This window comes from Pseudomonas sp. S2_H10 (assembly GCF_054668285.1).
This window is the reverse complement of the sequence record NZ_CP162754.1, coordinates 3,321,967-3,338,867: the sequence shown is the minus strand read 5'-3', so window position 1 is coordinate 3,338,867 and position 16,901 is coordinate 3,321,967. Positions and strand designations below refer to the sequence as shown.

Annotated in this window: 13 protein-coding genes; 10 read left to right on the top strand and 3 right to left on the bottom strand. The window is 61.7% G+C overall.

Features of this window, described 5'->3' with window-relative positions:
* The first annotated feature begins 23 nt into the window (after positions 1-23).
* From AB4O16_RS14945 to AB4O16_RS14915, 7 genes are all read left to right on the top strand, one after another.
* On the top strand, positions 24-2,285 hold the full coding sequence (locus AB4O16_RS14945; protein ID WP_160386160.1) for a heavy metal translocating P-type ATPase: 2,262 nt from the start codon (positions 24-26) through the stop codon (positions 2,283-2,285).
* A 16-nt stretch (positions 2,286-2,301) separates the two neighbouring features.
* The gene (locus tag AB4O16_RS14940) at positions 2,302-3,165 is read left to right on the top strand and encodes a LysR family transcriptional regulator (protein ID WP_460158016.1); all 864 of its coding nucleotides are present in this window, start codon (positions 2,302-2,304) and stop codon (positions 3,163-3,165) included.
* 178 nt (positions 3,166-3,343) lie between these two features.
* Positions 3,344-4,420, top strand: coding sequence for a putative 2-aminoethylphosphonate ABC transporter ATP-binding protein (locus AB4O16_RS14935; protein WP_160386158.1), 1,077 nt, complete (start codon positions 3,344-3,346; stop codon positions 4,418-4,420).
* On the top strand, positions 4,420-6,144 hold the full coding sequence (locus AB4O16_RS14930; protein WP_460158015.1) for a putative 2-aminoethylphosphonate ABC transporter permease subunit: 1,725 nt from the start codon (positions 4,420-4,422) through the stop codon (positions 6,142-6,144). Before AB4O16_RS14935 ends, AB4O16_RS14930 begins: the two co-directional genes overlap by 1 nt.
* A gap of 39 nt (positions 6,145-6,183) precedes the next feature.
* Positions 6,184-7,209 carry a putative 2-aminoethylphosphonate ABC transporter substrate-binding protein gene (locus tag AB4O16_RS14925; protein WP_008020008.1) on the top strand — a complete coding sequence of 342 codons (1,026 nt, stop codon included), beginning with the start codon at positions 6,184-6,186 and terminating at the stop codon, positions 7,207-7,209.
* Between the two features lie 143 nt (positions 7,210-7,352).
* A complete protein-coding gene (locus tag AB4O16_RS14920) occupies positions 7,353-8,486 on the top strand; it encodes a TIGR03364 family FAD-dependent oxidoreductase (RefSeq protein WP_460158014.1) in 1,134 nt (377 codons plus the stop codon).
* Positions 8,486-9,043 (top strand): phosphonate degradation HD-domain oxygenase, encoded by a 558-nt coding sequence (locus AB4O16_RS14915; RefSeq protein WP_460158013.1) that lies wholly within the window; start codon positions 8,486-8,488, stop codon positions 9,041-9,043. Before AB4O16_RS14920 ends, AB4O16_RS14915 begins: the two co-directional genes overlap by 1 nt.
* A 127-nt stretch (positions 9,044-9,170) precedes the next feature.
* Here the strand turns inward: AB4O16_RS14915 and AB4O16_RS14910 are convergent, their stop codons facing one another.
* On the bottom strand, positions 9,171-10,547 hold the full coding sequence (locus tag AB4O16_RS14910) for a GTPase/DUF3482 domain-containing protein (RefSeq protein ID WP_460158012.1): 1,377 nt from the start codon (positions 10,545-10,547) through the stop codon (positions 9,171-9,173).
* Positions 10,540-11,910, bottom strand: coding sequence for a DUF2868 domain-containing protein (locus AB4O16_RS14905; RefSeq protein WP_460158011.1), 1,371 nt, complete (start codon positions 11,908-11,910; stop codon positions 10,540-10,542). The genes AB4O16_RS14910 and AB4O16_RS14905 overlap by 8 nt, the downstream gene beginning before the upstream one ends.
* An 85-nt stretch (positions 11,911-11,995) precedes the next feature.
* Between AB4O16_RS14905 and AB4O16_RS14900 the strand changes: the two genes are divergently transcribed.
* Both AB4O16_RS14900 and AB4O16_RS14895 read left to right on the top strand, forming a co-directional pair.
* Positions 11,996-12,508, top strand: coding sequence for a dihydrofolate reductase (locus tag AB4O16_RS14900; RefSeq protein WP_460158010.1), 513 nt, complete (start codon positions 11,996-11,998; stop codon positions 12,506-12,508).
* Positions 12,509-12,591: 83 nt separating this feature from the next.
* Positions 12,592-13,961 (top strand): IS3 family transposase gene (locus AB4O16_RS14895; RefSeq protein ID WP_371925942.1). Its coding sequence is split into 2 segments (ribosomal slippage): positions 12,592-13,065 and positions 13,068-13,961, totalling 1,368 coding nucleotides; the frame shifts between segments, so codons are not numbered across the junction.
* 114 nt (positions 13,962-14,075) lie between these two features.
* On the opposite strand, the gene AB4O16_RS14890 is transcribed toward AB4O16_RS14895, so the two are convergent.
* Positions 14,076-15,467: an L-cystine transporter gene (locus tag AB4O16_RS14890; RefSeq protein ID WP_150718481.1), complete on the bottom strand. Its 1,392-nt coding sequence runs from the start codon at positions 15,465-15,467 to the stop codon at positions 14,076-14,078.
* Positions 15,468-15,708: 241 nt separating this feature from the next.
* On the opposite strand from AB4O16_RS14890, the gene AB4O16_RS14885 reads away from it, so the two are divergent.
* The gene (locus AB4O16_RS14885) at positions 15,709-16,764 is read left to right on the top strand and encodes an HAD family hydrolase (RefSeq protein WP_160386150.1); all 1,056 of its coding nucleotides are present in this window, start codon (positions 15,709-15,711) and stop codon (positions 16,762-16,764) included.
* Positions 16,765-16,901 lie beyond the last annotated feature (137 nt).

The following is a 16,901-nucleotide window of genomic DNA, read 5'->3' as shown; positions in this document are numbered from 1 at the left end:
AGGCACTCTTATGGACGCAACCAATGAGCGATTCCCTGCACTCCCACAAACCCGGGGCTGAACACGAGCACAGCCACAAGCTCAAACCCGTGCAAAAACACGGCCACGGCGGTCACGGCGACTCCTGCTGTTCATCCAGTGCGACGGCGCCAGCGATCGTAAAGCTGAGCGAAGCGCCGACGAACGGGGCCAGGCTGAGCAACTTTCGCATTGAAGCGATGGACTGCCCGACCGAGCAGACGCTGATCCAGAATAAGCTCAGCAAGATGACCGGCGTGCAGCAGCTCGAGTTCAATCTGATTAATCGTGTGCTGGGCGTAACCCACGATTTGCCTGGTATCGAGCCGATCGTCGAGGCCATCAAGTCCCTTGGCATGCATGCCGAGCCTATGGATCAGGGGGCTGAAACCCCGACGCCGGTGCCCCGGAACAAGCCGTGGTGGCCTTTGGCGTTGTCCGGTGTTGGTGCATTGCTGGCTGAGGTCATCCACTTCACCGCTTCCGCACCGAACTGGGTGGTGGCGATCATCGCGCTGGTATCGATCCTCAGCGGTGGCCTCGGTACCTACAAAAAAGGCTGGATCGCCCTCAAGAACCGCAACCTGAACATCAACGCGCTGATGAGCATAGCCGTGACCGGCGCGGTGCTGATCGGCCAGTGGCCGGAAGCGGCAATGGTGATGTTCCTGTTCACCGTGGCCGAGTTGATCGAGGCCCGGTCCCTCGACCGTGCGCGCAATGCCATCAGCGGCCTGATGCAGATGACCCCGGACACGGCAACGGTGTTACAGGCTGACGGGAGCTGGCTTGAACAGGACGTCAAAACCATCGGGCTCGGCGCGCGGGTACGGATCCGTCCCGGTGAGCGCATCGGCCTGGACGGCGAAGTGCTGTCCGGCCGCTCGACCATCGATCAGGCGCCAATCACCGGTGAAAGCCTGCCGGTGGAGAAAACCGTCGGCGACAAAGTGTTCGCCGGCACCATCAATCAGGCTGGCTCACTGGAATTTGAAGTAACCGCTGCGGCGGATAACTCGACCCTGGCGCGCATCATCCACGCCGTCGAGCAGGCCCAGGGGGCACGGGCGCCGACCCAGCGCTTCGTCGACAGCTTCTCGAAAATCTACACCCCGGCGGTGTTCGTCCTGGCCCTGGCCGTGGCGGTGATTCCGCCCATGTTCATGGGTGCGTTGTGGTTCGACTGGATCTATCGGGCGCTGGTGCTGCTGGTGGTGGCCTGCCCGTGTGCGCTGGTGATTTCCACGCCGGTGACCATCGTCAGCGGCCTCGCGGCGGCGGCGCGCAAAGGCATCCTGGTCAAGGGCGGCGTCTATCTGGAGGGCGGTTACAAGCTCGACTACCTGGCCCTGGACAAGACCGGCACCATCACCCATGGCAAGCCGGTGCAGACTGATTTCCTGTCGCTGGACCCGACCGCCGATGAGTCGGCGCCTGCCATTGCCGCCGCCCTGGCCGGGCGCTCGGATCACCCGGTATCGCTGGCCATCGCCAAGGCCGCTGTGGATAAACAAACCCCGCCACTGATTGTGGATAACTTCGAAGCGCTGGGCGGGCGCGGTGTGCGCGGCGAGATCAACGGCCAGCTCTACCATCTGGGCAACCATCGTTTGGTAGAGGATCTGGGCCTGTGTTCGCCCGCACTGGAAGAAAAGCTGTTTGCCCTGGAAAAACAGGGCAAGTCGGTGGTGCTGCTGCTTGATTCGTCCGGCCCATTGGCGCTGTTCGCCGTGGCGGACACGGTGAAGGAATCGAGCCGCGAGGCTATCCGGCAGTTGCATGACCTGGGCATCAAGACGCTGATGCTCACCGGCGATAACGTCCACACCGCGCAAGCCATTGCCGCGCAAGTCGGTATCGACGATGCCAAGGGTGATTTGTTGCCGGGTGACAAGTTGCAGGCTATCGAGGCGCTTTACGCCCAAGGGCACCGTGTCGGCATGGTCGGTGACGGCATCAACGATGCCCCGGCACTGGCGCGTTCCGAGATCGGTTTCGCCATGGCTGCCGCAGGTACCGATACCGCGATCGAAACGGCCGATGTCGCCCTGATGGACGACGATCTGCGCAAGATTCCCGCATTCATTCAACTGTCGCGGCAGACTTCGATCATTCTCAAGCAGAACATCGCCCTGGCTCTGGTCATCAAGGCGATCTTTCTTGGGGTAACCTTCGCCGGGGTCGCTACCATGTGGATGGCAGTGTTCGCCGACATGGGCGTGAGTTTGCTGGTGGTGTTCAACGGTTTGCGCCTGTTGCGCAAGTAAAGGATGAGGGGCGGTTGTGCTGAGTGCCGAGCTGAAGGCGTTTTACATGGTGGCCCGCCTGGGCAGCATTACCCAGGCGGCCAAAAAGCTTGGCCTGAGCCAGCCGACGGTGACGACGCAGATACGTAACCTCGAAAGTCAGTATGCGGTCGAGCTGTTCTACCGTGGCGGTCGGCGCCTCAGTGTCAGCGAGGAGGGCGCGCGCCTGCTGCCGATGGTCAAGGCACTGATGCAGCAGGAAGCCGACATCGAGTTTTTCCTGCGTAACTGTGGCCAGGTCCAGGGCACGTTGCGCATTGCCGCCACGGCGCCGTATTACATCCTCGACCTGGTGAAGACTTTCCGCGAGCGACTGCCACAGGTCGAAGTGTCGGTGGAAATCGGCAATTCCCAGCAGGTGCTCGAAGCGCTGGAGGACTACCGTGTCGATGTCGCGGCGTCCTCGCAATTGCTCGATGATGCGCGGTTGATTCGCCGGGTGCTGGGTAGCGATCCGCTGGTGCTGGCGGTGCACCGCAATCATCCGCTGGCGGTTCACGACCATGTGCCGCTCAGCGCGTTGGCCGGGCATACCCTGCTGATGCGCGAACCGGGCTCGACCACCCGCCGCCTGACCGAAGAGTTGCTGGCCGGCGCCGGAGTCGGTCTCGGACCGCTGCTGGAGATCGGCAGTCGTGAATCGATCCGCGAAGCGGTGCTGCGCAACATCGGCATCAGCATCATTGCCCGTCAGGAAGTGCCCCATGACCCGCAACTGCGGGTGCTGACCATCGAGAATGCGCCGCAGATTCCCGAGTATCTGTACTGCCTCAAGGAGCGCAAGAACGCGCGGCTACCGGCGGCGTTTCTGGGGTTGGCGCAGGAAATGGCGCCGGCCTGAATTCTGGGGTTGCCTGTACCGGCCTCATCGCGAGCAAGCTCGCGATGAGGCCGGTACAGGCAACACAAAACTTGAACCAAAATCCTCGAATACCACTATCGGCAGTTTTTGCCTTACTGCCACATGACGGACTCATTACAACTCTAGGATGGCCCCATCTGCTAGATGAGGCCCGTCCATGAACAACTCGATCGCAACTGCCCTGACCAACCCCGGCGCGCCAATGAAGGTGCGCGGGGTACAGAAACGCTTCGGTGCTTTCACGGCGCTGGATAACGTGTCCCTCGACGTGGCCGCCGGTGAGCTGGTGTGCCTGCTGGGCCCGTCGGGCTGTGGCAAGACCACTTTGCTGCGCTGCATCGCCGGCCTCGAGAAGCAGGACAGCGGCGAGTTGTACCTGGGCGACCGTGATGTTTCCCACCTGGCACCCCAGGCGCGGGACTACGGCATTCTGTTCCAGTCCTACGCCTTGTTCCCCAATCTCACGGTCGAAGCGAACATTGCCTACGGCCTCGCCGGCAATGGTCGCGACCAGACTCGCCAGCGTGTCGGTCAGATGCTGGAACTGGTCGGCCTGAGCGGCAGCGAGAAAAAATACCCCGGCCAGTTGTCCGGCGGCCAGCAGCAGCGCGTTGCCCTGGCTCGCGCCTTGGCCCCGGCGCCTTCACTGTTGCTGCTGGACGAACCGATGTCGGCCCTCGATGCCCGGGTGCGCGAGCATCTGTGCACCGAACTGCGCCAGCTACAACGCAACCTCGGCATCACCACCCTGATGGTCACCCACAATCAGGATGAAGCCATGTTGATGGCCGACCGCATCGCCGTGATGAACAACGGCAAGGTCGAGCAATACGCCACCCCGCAGGAAATCTACAACCGCCCGGCCACGCCATTCGTGGCTGAGTTCGTCGGCCAGGGTAACTGGCTACCGTTCCAGCGCAGTAGCGACAGTCACGCCCAGGTCGGCGGGATGAACGTGCGTCTGGCCGATGGCGGCGCCAAGACCGCTTCCGGCCGTTTGTTCTGCCGCCCGGAAGCGATCAACGTCAATCCGCTGGTGCACGAGGAAAACCTGTTCCCGGCCAAGGTTCGTGAAATCACCTTCCTCGGCAACCGCTGCCGCATGAGTTTTGAACTCGATCAATTGCCGGGCCACGCACTGTTGGCGGAACTGGCGCCGGAAGCCATGCCGCGCCTTGGCGCGCAGCAGATCATGGTTGCCTTGCCGCCGCGCAGCCTGCAGGTGTTCGCCTGATGAGCGCGAACATCGCGCTGCCGCTGCCACAAAGGCAGGTTCGGCAGTCCACCCGCGTCGAGTTCGGTGACCGGTTGTTCGTGGTTGGTGGCAAGGTCCTCATGCTGATGTTGTTGGGCGTTGCCGTGTTGATGCCGTTGCTGGCGATCTTCTGGCGCGGTTTCAGCGCAGAGGCCGGGCAGGGCGGTGGCTGGGTCGCCGCGAAAGAGCTGGTGACCAGCGAGAATTTCCACTGGTTGCTCGGCAACAGCCTGAAAGTTTCCCTCAGCGTCGCGGCCATTGTCGTACCGCTGGCCTACCTGTTTGCCTACGCCCTGCAACGCACCTTGATTCCGGCCAAAGGCATCTGGCGCGGTATCTCGTTGCTGCCATTGATGGCGCCGTCGATGCTGCCCGGTATTGCGCTGGTGTACCTGTTCGGCAACCAGGGCATGTTGCGTGGCCTGCTCTCGGACAACATCTACGGCTTCTGGGGCATCGTTCTGGGTGAGGTGATCTACACCTTCCCGCATGCCTTGATGATTCTTCTGTCGGCCCTGTCCCTGGCGGATGCACGGCTGTTCGACGCGGCCTCGAGCATGGGCGCCAGCCCCGCGAAAGCTTTCCGCAGCATCACCTGGCCGGCGACCCGCCAGGCCGTGTTCGCCGCGTTCTGCCTGGTGTTCACCCTGACCATCACTGATTTCGGCGTGCCTGTAGTGGTCGGTGGCGATTATCAGGTGCTCGCGCTGGAAGCCTACAAAGCCGTGGTCGGCCAACAGCAGTTCGGCCGCGGCGCCTTGATCGGCATGGTGTTGTTGCTGCCGGCGCTGTTCAGCTTCGGCGTCGATGCCTGGTTGCGTCGTCGTCACGGCGATTCCATGAGCGGCCGCGCCCAAGTGTTCAAACCCGCGCCGTCGAAGCTGCGCGACAGCTGCTACATGGCCATCGTGTTGCTGATCTGCGCCGCGTTGCTGTTGGTGTTCGGCATGGCGGTGTTCTCGTCCCTGGTGAAGTTCTGGCCGTACAACCTGTCGCTGTCGCTCAACCACTATCAGTTCAATGAAACCGCCGGCGGTGGCTGGCTGGCCTATGGCAACAGCCTGAAGATGGCCCTGGGCACCGCGTTGATCGGCTCCATGCTGATCTTCACAGGCGCTTACCTGATGGAAAAAACCAAAGGGCAGCGCGGCTTGAACCTGACCTTGCGCATGCTCAGCTTCGTGCCGATGGCGGTGCCGGGCCTGGTGCTGGGTTTGGGTTACGTCTTCTTCTTCAACCTCACCGGCAACCCGCTGCATGTGCTCTACGGGACCATGACCCTGCTGGTCGTCTGCACCATTGCGCACTATTTGACCACCGCGCAAATGACCGCCACCACCGCGCTGCGCCAACTCGATGCCGAGTTCGAAGCCGCCGCGCTGTCGCTCAAGGCGCCGCTGTACCGCCATTACCTGCGCGTTACCGTGCCGACCTGCCTGCCGGCGTTGCTGGACATCGTGCGCTACCTGTTCGTCTCGGCCATGACCACCGTCTCGGCGGCGATCTTCCTCTACAGCCCCGACACCATCCTCGCGGCGGTGGCGGTGCTGAACATGGACGACGCCGGCAACGTCGGCGGCGCGGCGGCGATGTCGACCCTGATCCTGATTACCTCGGCGGGCGTGTCCCTGCTGCTGGCCTGGGCATCGCGCGGCTTGCTGCGCAGCTCCCAGGCCTGGCGGCAGACCGCGCCCGGTCATTGAATCTGCACAACCCCTCAACTCAAAAAACAGGAAAAGATCATGTTCAAGCCCCTGGCCCTGGCCGCTGCTGTCCTCACCGCTTTCAGCCTGAACGCCTTTGCGGCGAAAACCGAGTTGACGGTGTACACCGCCCTCGAAGCCGAACAGCTGAAGACCTACAAAGAGGCTTTCGAGAAGGCCAACCCGGACGTCGAAATCAAGTGGGTACGCGATTCCACCGGCATCATCACCGCCAAGTTGCTCGCCGAAAAAGCCCGTCCGCAGGCTGACGCCGTGTGGGGGCTGGCGGCTTCCAGCCTGGCGATCCTCGATCAGCAAGGCATGCTGCAAAGCTACGCACCGAAGGATCTTGGCAAGATCGGTGCGAACTACCGCGACGCCGCCAATCCGCCAGCCTGGGTCGGCATGGACGTCTGGGCCGCGACCATCTGCTTCAACACCGTCGAAGCCGAGAAGCAGGGCCTGACCAAGCCCGTGAGCTGGCAAGACCTGACCAAGCCTGAGTACAAAGGCAAGATCGTCATGCCCAACCCGGCCTCGTCCGGCACCGGTTTCCTCGACGTCAGTGCCTGGTTGCAGACCTTCGGCGAGAAGCAGGGCTGGGCCTACATGGACGGCCTGCACCAGAACATCGGCCAGTACGTTCACTCCGGCTCCAAGCCTTGCAAACTGGCCGCCGCTGGCGAATTCCCGATCGGTATTTCCTTCGAGTACCCGGCGGTTCAACTGAAACGCCAGGGCGCACCGCTGGACATCATCCTGCCGAAGGAAGGCCTGGGCTGGGAAATCGAAGCGACTGCCGTGATCAAGGGCACTGCCCACGAGGAAGCGGCAAAGAAACTGGCTGACTTCTCTGCCAGCCCTGAAGCGATGGAACTCTACAAAGAAAACTTCGCCGTACTCGCCCAGCCTGGCATCGCCAAGCCGCAGACCGAATTGCCGGCCGACTACGAACAGCGCCTGATCAAGAACGACTTTGCCTGGGCCTCGAAAAACCGCGACGAGATCCTGACCGAATGGCGCAAGCGCTATGACGGCAAGTCCGAGAAAGTGGCGGCCAAGTAAGATTTTCATCGGCTGACAGGGCCTCATCGCTGGCAAGCCAGCTCCCACAGGGATCTATGGTGAATGCAGATTTTGTGAACACCTCGAAACCTGTGGGAGCGGGCTTGCCCGCGATAGCGGTCTCTCATTCAGAGCACCTCTAGATGACACAACACAACGACATGCTGATCGTCGGCGCCGGCATCCTGGGCTTGTCCCACGCTTATGCCGCCGCCAAACGCGGTCTGAAGGTCAGGGTATTCGAGCGCAGCGAAACGCCTGTCGGCGCTTCGGTGCGCAACTTCGGCCAGGCACTGGTCACCGGCCAACCACCGGGACCGATGCTCGAACTGGCCCGCGCCAGCCGCGCAATCTGGGGCGATTGGGCACAGCTCGCCGGCCTGCAACTCAAGCGCAATGGCTCGTACCTGTTCGCCCGCACCGAGGCTGAAGAGCAACTGCTGGAAGCCTTCTGCGACGGCCGCGCGGTGGAGCACGGTTACCGTGTCGACCTGTTGCGCGGTGCCGCCTTGCGCGATTTGTACGGCGGCCAGTTCCGCCATCACCGCGCGGCGCTGCACGGCATGGACGACCAGCAGCTGTATTCGCGCGATGCGATTCCGGCGTTGATCGACTTCCTGCGCCGCGACCTGGGCGTCGAGTTTCACTTCTCCACCCTGGTGCGCGATATCGAACCGGGTCGCCTGCACAGCACGGCCGGCAGCTTCAGTGCCGAGCAGATCATCGTCTGCTCCGGCCACGATTATCAGACCTTGCTGGCCGCGCAAATCGCCGAACTCGACCCGCAAATCTGCCGCCTGCAAATGCTCCGCGCCCGACCGCAGATCAACCTCAACTTGCAACACGCGTTGCTCACCGGGTTGAGTTGCGTGCACTACGGCGCCTTCGCCGATTTGCCGGAGGCTGCGGCGGTGCAGGCGGAAATTCTGCAATACGCGCCGCATCTGCACGAAAACGGCATCCACCTGCTGATCAGTCCGACGCCCCATGGCGAGTTGATCATCGGCGATTCGCACCATTACGGCAGCGATCCCTCGCCCTTCAATGCCGAACAGGTCGATGACTGGATGATCGAACTGGCCGAGCAGACGCTGGGCTGCAAGGTGCAGGTGGTCGAACGCTGGCAGGGCGTCTATGGTTCACGGGGGCCGGGACCCTTCTCGTTCCTGCGCCCGGAAAAAGGCCTGGGCGTGGCGTTGATGCACTCCGGTGTCGGTATGAGCGTCGGGCCGGCCATGGCCGAACGCAACGTTGCCACGGTATTGGGAGAAATCTGATGGAGCGTAAAGAGCAAGTGATCGCCGAAGTGTTCGCTCTGTACGAGCGCTTTGGTGACAGCGACTACATCGGCGAGCCGGTGTCGCAGATTGAGCACATGTCCCAGGCTGCGCAATTGGCCATGGCCGAAGGCTTCGACGATGAAGTGGTGCTGGCAGCGTTCTTTCACGACATCGGGCACATCTGCGCCGAGAGTGCCGAGAACATGGGCGGCTACGGCGTAGTCAGCCATGAGCGGCTCGGCGCTGACTATTTACGCCGCGCCGGATTCAGCGAGCGCATGGCGCGGCTGGTCGAATACCACGTGCAGGCCAAGCGTTATCTGACGCTCAAGGAGGCGGGATACTATGATCGCCTGAGCGAAGCCAGTCGCCGGACCCTGGAATATCAGGGCGGGGTGATGACGGCTGCAGAGGCCGAGGCGTTCGAGCAGGACCCGCTGTGTGCCGTGAGCTTGCGCATGCGTCAGTGGGATGAACTGGCGAAAGAGATGCATGTGCCGGTGATTGATCTGGCGGTGTTGAAGGACAAGGCGGTGCGCCTGTTGGCGGCGTGAACCTTTGAATCGAGGCGCGGCCATCGCGGGCAAGCCTGCTCCCACAAGGATCAGTGGTGACACAGATCTTGTGTACACCAGAAAACCTGTGGGAGCGGGCTTGCCCGCGATGGCGCCGGCTCAGCCCCTATAAATCTCTTGCCAGTGCCTCAACCTGCTCCTGCCGCTCCGCCTGATTCAACTTCGGATGCGGATTGAGCGACGACCACTGCGGATGCGCCCGCGCCTTGTTCAGTGCCTCGGGCAATTTGCCTTCGCGCCAGCTCTTGTCCTGGGGCGCGGCCACCTGAATGCTGTCCATCGCCGCGTGCCCACGGGCATTGAGCGCTTGCAGCAATTGGCGCTGGCGCAGCGCCAACAGGCGCAACACGTTGTCATCCACCGTCAGCTCGCGCTGGCCCTTGATCTTGCCCAGCAAGCGGCTGCCATAACTGCGTGCGGTTTGCAGGGCACCACCGGCAATCGCTCCGGCCAATGCCGCTGCGCCCAGGGTGATGCCACCTACCAGCAAATCGACCCCGGCCCCGGCAGCCGCGCCGGCAGCGATTCCGCCACCGACGCGCACACCCAGTTGCTTCAGGGTTTCCGGATTGAACAAGTCGTCGCCCCAACGACCGTCGAGCAGCGGCAAATCACTGGCCGCGGCATCCTGTGGGCGGAAGGCGTAGAGCTTGAGCAGGGACTCGACGCAACGCTGCTCTCGCTGGCGTACGGCTTTGCGCAGTTCGCTGATCGCCTGTTGTTCCTTTTCGGCCTCACTGACCACGCTGCGCCGACAAGCCGCACAATCGATCAGCAACTCGGCAATCAATCGCGCTGCGCTTTGCTGGCGAGCCAGGCGCTGGGCTTGCTGATCGGCGATCAGGCGTTCCAGTTGCGGCCGGGCAGACTCCAGCAGCAGGGCGAGGCTTTCGTAGAGTCGACGTTCGCCATCCTCCGGCGGCGCGACGCTGTCGAAGCGCACCAGGGCATGCAAGCCCAGCCGCGCCAGCGCTTCCCGCCAGGCCGGCTCGCGGTGGTTGGCGCTGCTGACGAAGTTCAGCACCGGCAGCAAGGGTTTGCCGCAACTGGCCAGCACTTCCAGTTCGTCGCGATACTTGGCCAGCACCGGCTCCCGAGCGTCGATCACATAGAGCCCGGCGTCCGACGCCAGCAACTGGCGCAGCACCTTGGCTTCCTGTTCGAAGCGTTGCCGGGCTTCGCTGCCCTCCAGGAAACGCGCCAGGCGGGCCGGGCCGTCGAGGCGTTCGCCAGGCCGCTCCAGGCGCTCGAGGTAGTCGAGCAGGGCGATGGCGTCTTCCAGACCGGGAGTGTCGTAGAGTTCTAGTAGCGGCTCGCCGTCGACCGAAAGACGGGCACCCTCGACATGCCGCGTGGTGCTGGGGCGATGGGACACTTCACCGAAGCCGACATCGCGGGTCAGGGTGCGCAGCAACGAGGTCTTGCCGACGTTGGTGTGGCCGACGACGGCGAGTTTCAGGGGCTGCTTGTGGGTATCAGTCATGACCCGTCTCCAGCCAGTTCAGCGGCGCGCAATCGGCAAACGGCAACTCAAGCTGTTGCAACGCCACGTGCCAGTCGCCCAGGCGTTCGGCGTCCAGCGCTTCACCGGGCGGTGCCTGCAACAACCACACGCGGGTGGCGCTGGCGCTGCGAGCCAGTTCGGCAATCAGGGCCAGGCTGCCGCGATCCGGCGAGCGCCGTGGATCGCAGGCGATGGCCAGGCGCGCCGGAGGAAAACGGCTCAGCTGTTCGAGGAGTTTGTGCCGCGACTCGCGGCTGTCGAGGATGCCGGCGTCGCTGACGTTTTTCGGCAATGGCGGTGGCCACGGGCGCTGCTCGTCCAGTTCGATGGCGACCAACAGCGCGCCGTCGCTTTGCTGTTCAGTCACGCCGCTTTCCACGCGATGCAGTTGCGCCGGTGCCTCATCGCTGACACCGAGGCGCTCGCTGGTGGGCATCAAGCGTTCGCGCAGTTGCGCGTAGCCGGGCAGGTTCAAATCCAGACGCATTGCTGTTTGCCCGGTCTTCCAGCGCCACAGGCAAAACAGCGCGAGCAGCAGGCGCGGCAAAACGCCGTAGACCAGCAGCACCCCCACCAGCCAGGCGGCCCAGGCCTGACGGGCACTTTCGATGTTCAGTGCGGCATCGCCGCTGGCACGGATCATCTCCTCGGTCGGCACGCTGAAGCCGAGCAGGGCCGGGAGCGCACCCAGCGCTTGAGTGACGGCGATAAAGGTGTCGGCACTGAGGATCGTGGTTTCCCAGACGAAGCCGTAGCGACGGGTCGCCATCAACGTCAGCAGGATCACCAGCGCGCTGAGCATCGCCAGCAACCACAGGCTGTTGACCAGCACGCCGATGGCCCAGCGATTGAGTTTCTGGCGTTGCAGTAACAGGAGCAGGGCCGGGGCCAGCTGTGCGGCTTTGGCATCCCGGGCGAGTTTTTCGCTGAGCCACAGCCACAGGCGCCCGAGACTGGCGCCGTGTTCGCCGGCAAACACCAGCCCCAGGGCCCAGCTCAGCAGCAGGATCAGATTCAGCCCGAGCAGGCTGCCCAAAGCCCAGAACACATTCACCGGGTGCAGGCCGTCGCCCATTGCCGCAAAGGCCAGGCCGGCGCCGCTGATCACCGCCAGCAGCGCCATGACGATCAGCGCCAGTCGTGCGCCTTGCAGCCAGTGTTCGAGGGCCGTAGCCAGGCCATCGCGTTCAGCCAGCCACAGGGCCCGGCGTTGAATGCGCGACGGCAAATCGCCGCCGGCGCTGCGGGCCAGTCGGTTGGCTTCAAGGTCTTCCAGAGGGCCTGCGTGCTCTTCGCGCAGGCGGATGGTTTCTGTCAGCCAGAGGGTATTGAGTTCAGTCACGCGGCATCCCGTCGCTTAATTGAGCTGTGAGCATAACCGCTGTGGCGCTTATCGGCGAAAGCACGGCTCTGGTATCCTCGCCGGCATGACTAAATCACTCCCCCTCAGCCTGATCGCAGCCCTCGGTGAAAACCGCGTGATCGGCGTCGACAACAGCATGCCCTGGCACCTGCCGGGGGACTTCAAATACTTCAAGGCCACGACCCTCGGCAAGCCGATCATCATGGGCCGCAAGACCTGGGATTCCCTTGGTCGACCGTTGCCGGGGCGTTTGAACATCGTGGTCAGCCGTCAGGCGGATCTGCTGCTCGAAGGTGCGGAGGTTTATCCATCGCTGGAAGCAGCGGTGGTTCGCGCCGAAGCATGGGCGAAGGAACAGGGCGTCGATGAGTTGATGCTGATTGGCGGGGCGCAGTTGTATGCGCAAGGGTTGGCGCAGGCTGATCGCCTGTACCTGACCCGTGTGGCGCTGAGCCCGGAAGGGGATGCGTGGTTTCCGGAGTTTGATTTGAGCCAGTGGAAGCTGGTTTCCAATGTGCCAAACCCGGCGGAAGGCGACAAACCGGCGTACAACTTCGAAGTCTGGGAAAAAGCTTAAAAGCATCGCGGGCAAGCCCGCTCCCACAAGTTGGACTGCACCCCAAAAGCTGGACACCAATCCTGACTTTTGGCGGTGTTTCCATGGGCAAGTTTTCGCTTCAGTTCAAAATTACGGCCATTGAGGCTTATATCAACGGCAATGTAGGTTTTCGCAAGGTAGCTCACCGCTACTTGATCGACTGCAGCCTGCTTCGGCGCTGGGTCGCCACCTATCGGGCCCGAGGCAGTGCTGGCCTGCAATCTCATGGTCGCCATTACAGCGCGGCATTTAAACGCTCAGTCATCCAATGCATGCAAAAGGAGCGGCTCTCACATCGGGAAGTCGCCGCGCGGTTCGGGCTTGGTCAGTCCTCGCAGGTGGGCATTTGGGAGCGGCAGTACTACAGTGGCGGTCTTCCTGTCCTGATCGTACCCAAGAGAAAAAAGGCTGTCGTCATGCCCAAAAAAACGCCTGTCCCTGATCAATCCCAATCCGTGGACGACGATTCGAAGAGCCGAGAGCAACTGAAGGCCGAACTCGAACACCTGCGTATGGAGAACGCTTACCTAAAAAAGCTCGAAGAGATAAAGGAGGTTTCGAAGAGGAGTCGCCCCGGGAAAAAACCATCGCCGTAATGGCGTTGAGATCCAGGTTTCCTCTGGACGGTCTGCTCAAGCTAGCCAACCTGGCTCGCAGCACGTTCTATTACCAGGTCAGCGCCCTTCAGAAACCCGACAAATACGCCTCGCTGAAAACGAAGATCCGAGACCTCTACGACGAGCACGAAGGGCGATTTGGCTATCGCCGCATCGCTTTGGCGCTTCAAAAGAAAGAGTCGGTCAGTGAAAAAATGATTCAGCGCTTAATGGATCGCATGGGCCTTAAGTCCTTGGTGCGCCCCAAAAAATATCGATCCTACAAGGGGCAAATTGGAACCATAGCGGCGAATCTCCTGGAGCGTAATTTCGTCGCGCAACGGCCCAATCAGAAGTGGGTAACTGACGTCACCGAGTTCAAGGTCGGATCAAAGAAACTCTATCTGTCGCCGGTAATGGACTTGTACAACGGTGAGATCATCGCCTATGAAACGGCCCCGCGACCGTGCTTTGCTTTGGTGACCGGAATGCTGGAAAAGGCCTTCGAGCGCCTACGAGGACCGACTCATCTGCTGCTTCACTCCGACCAAGGCTGGCAGTATCAGCAACCTCGCTATCAGCATGCGCTGAAGCAACGCGGCATAAAGCAGAGCATGTCACGTAAGGGAAACTGCCTCGACAATGCGGCGATGGAGAGCTTCTTCGGCACCCTGAAGTCCGAGTTTTTCTACCTCAAACGCTTCGAGAACCTGGAAGAGCTGAATGTAGGGCTGGACGAGTACATCAGTTACTACAATCATGATCGGATCAAATCAAAGCTCGGCGGACTGAGTCCTGTGGAATACAGGACTCAGTCAGTGGGCATGTGGCAGTAGACCGTCCAACATTTTGGGGTCAGTCCAAGTTTCTGTTGTGTTCACACACTATGTGCTACACCGCAATTCCTGTGGGAGCTGGCTTGCCAGCGATAGCGGTCTGACTGACGCTACTTAAGCGTGAGCCAACTCCGAATGCTCATCCGCATCCAGCAACTCTTTATCAGTCTGCTGCATCACCTGGCTGGTAATCGCCCCCGCCGTCATCGACCCACTGACGTTCAACGCCGTACGCCCCATATCGATCAGCGGCTCGACCGAAATCAGCAACGCCACCAGTGACACCGGCAAGCCCATCGCCGGCAACACGATCAATGCGGCAAAGGTCGCACCGCCACCAACCCCGGCCACACCGGCCGAGCTCAGCGTGACAATCGCCACCAGCGTCGCGATCCACAACGGGTCCAGCGGGTTGATGCCCACGGTCGGCGCCACCATCACCGCCAACATCGCCGGGTACAGGCCGGCACAACCGTTCTGGCCAATGGTTGCGCCAAACGACGCGGCGAAGCTGGCGATGGACTGCGGGATGCCCAGGCGACTGGTCTGCGCCTCGATGCTCAACGGAATCGTTGCAGCGCTGGAGCGGCTGGTGAAGGCAAACGTCAGCACCGGCCAGATCTTGCGGAAGAAGCGCAGTGGGTTGATCCCGGCGGCCGACACCAGCACGCCGTGGACTACAAACATCAGGCCCAGGCCGATGTAGGACACCACCACGAAACTGCCGAGCTTGATGATGTCTTGCAGGTTGGAACCGGCGACCACCTTGGTCATCAGCGCCAGCACGCCGTACGGGGTCAGCTTCATCACCAGGCGCACCAGGCGCATCACCCAGGCTTGCAGGGTGTCGATGGCGTTGATCACTTTCTGACCTTTCTCGGCGTCATCCTTGAGCAGTTGCAGCGCGGCGACACCCAGGAACGCGGCGAAAATCACCACGCTGATGATCGACGTCGGCTTGGCCCGCGCCAGATCGGCGAACGGATTTTGCGGAATGAACGACAGCAACAGCTGCGGCACATTCAGGTCGGCGACCTTGCCGGCGTAGTCGGTCTGGATGGTTTGCAGGCGCGCCATTTCCTGGGTGCCGGCCACCAGGCCTTCGGCGGTCAGGCCGAACAGGTTGGTCAGGCCGATGCCGATCAGCGCCGCGATGGCGGTGGTGAACAGCAGCGTGCCGATGGTCAGGAAACTGATCTTGCCCAAGGACGAGGCGTTGTGCAGGCGCGCCACGGCGCTGAGAATCGAGGCGAACACCAGCGGGATCACGATCATCTGCAGCAGCTGCACATAACCGTTGCCCACCAGATCGAACCAGCCGATCGAGGCTTTCAATACCGGGTTGCCGGCACCATAGACAGTGTGCAACGCCACACCGAACGCCACGCCCAGCACCAGAGCGAGCAGGACTTTTTTCGCCAGGCTCCAGGTGGTGTGGCGGGTTTGGGCCAAGCCGAAGAGCAGGGCGAGGAACACCAGCAGATTGAGGATCAGCGGCAGATTCATGAGAACTCCGAGTGAGACTTGTGCCAGCCACCTTCCGGGGCAGCTGCGAACCGGCAAGCCTAACAGCTTGAAAACTAATGAATTAATATCAAAAACGTATGGTGACTGTCGTTTTTGGAATAAGCGGATGTCGCTGTCAGAAATGCAACTGACGCGAAAGGGACGTGGGCGGTCGCTGACAGACGGGGACTGTCACACTTATTTGTTAGCGTCGATGTCTTTCATTCAGGGAGATATGCACATGAAGTTCGCACCGAAATTTCTGGCTGCAGCGATTTGCCTCGGCCTCGCCGGCCAGGTTCTCGCAACGGATCTGAAGCACTGGCCGGCCGATCAGGCCAAGGCGCTGGACGCGATGATCGCCGCCAACGCCAACAAGGGTAACTACGCGGTGTTCGACATGGACAACACCAGTTACCGCTACGACCTTGAAGAGTCGTTGCTGCCGTTCATGGAGAACAAAGGCCTGATCACCCGCGACAAGCTCGATCCCTCCCTGAAGCTGATGCCGTTCAAAGACACCGCCGACCACAAGGAAAGCCTGTTCAGCTACTACTACCGCCTCTGCGAACTCGACGACATGGTCTGCTACCCATGGGTCGCCCAGGTGTTCTCTGGCTTTACGCTCAAGGAGCTCAAGGGCTACGTCGATGAACTGATGGCCTCCGGCAAACCGGTACCGGCCACTTATTACGAAGGCGACGTGGTCAAGAAACTCGACGTCAACCCGCCGAAAATCTTCACCGGCCAGCAAGAGCTGTACAACAAACTGATGGAGAACGGCATCGAGGTCTACGTGATGACCGCCGCCTCCGAAGAACTGGTACGCATGGTCGCGGCCGATCCGAAGTACGGCTACAACGTCAAACCGCAGAACGTGATCGGTGTGTCGCTGTTGCTCAAGGACCAGAAGACCGGCGAACTGACCACCGCGCGCAAGCAGATCACCGCCGGCAAATATGACGAGAAGGCCAACCTCGGCCTCGAATTGACCCCGTACCTGTGGACCCCGGCAACCTGGATGGCCGGCAAACAGGCGGCGATCCTGACCTACATCGACGAGTGGAAAAAACCGGTGCTGGTCGGCGGCGACACTCCGACCAGCGACGGCTACATGCTGTTCCACAGTGTTGACGTGGCCAAGGGCGGCATCCACCTGTGGGTCAACCGCAAGGACAAGTACATGACCCAGATCCAGGGCATGATGGCCAAGAACGCCGCGGCCCAGGCCAAGGAAGGGTTGACGGTGACTGCCGACAAGAACTGGGTGATCGTCAAGCCTGAAGAAATCCAGTAAGACCGGGTCGCTCCAATCGCGGGCAAGCCCGCTCCCACAAAGATCTCGGGTGAAACACAGACTGTGTGAACACCGAAGATCCCCTGTGGGAGCGGGCTTGCCCGCGATGGGGCCACCACATCCAGCAACCATATCGG

Coding starts and splice junctions, on each gene's coding strand:
- AB4O16_RS14935 (WP_160386158.1), top strand. CDS start 3,344: ATGAACAACTCGATCGCAACTGCCCTGACCAACCCCGGCGCGCCAATG.
- AB4O16_RS14920 (WP_460158014.1), top strand. CDS start 7,353: ATGACACAACACAACGACATGCTGATCGTCGGCGCCGGCATCCTGGGC.
- AB4O16_RS14925 (WP_008020008.1), top strand. CDS start 6,184: ATGTTCAAGCCCCTGGCCCTGGCCGCTGCTGTCCTCACCGCTTTCAGC.
- AB4O16_RS14890 (WP_150718481.1), bottom strand. CDS start 15,467: ATGAATCTGCCGCTGATCCTCAATCTGCTGGTGTTCCTCGCCCTGCTC.
- AB4O16_RS14930 (WP_460158015.1), top strand. CDS start 4,420: ATGAGCGCGAACATCGCGCTGCCGCTGCCACAAAGGCAGGTTCGGCAG.
- AB4O16_RS14885 (WP_160386150.1), top strand. CDS start 15,709: ATGAAGTTCGCACCGAAATTTCTGGCTGCAGCGATTTGCCTCGGCCTC.
- AB4O16_RS14945 (WP_160386160.1), top strand. CDS start 24: ATGAGCGATTCCCTGCACTCCCACAAACCCGGGGCTGAACACGAGCAC.
- AB4O16_RS14915 (WP_460158013.1), top strand. CDS start 8,486: ATGGAGCGTAAAGAGCAAGTGATCGCCGAAGTGTTCGCTCTGTACGAG.
- AB4O16_RS14910 (WP_460158012.1), bottom strand. CDS start 10,547: ATGACTGATACCCACAAGCAGCCCCTGAAACTCGCCGTCGTCGGCCAC.
- AB4O16_RS14900 (WP_460158010.1), top strand. CDS start 11,996: ATGACTAAATCACTCCCCCTCAGCCTGATCGCAGCCCTCGGTGAAAAC.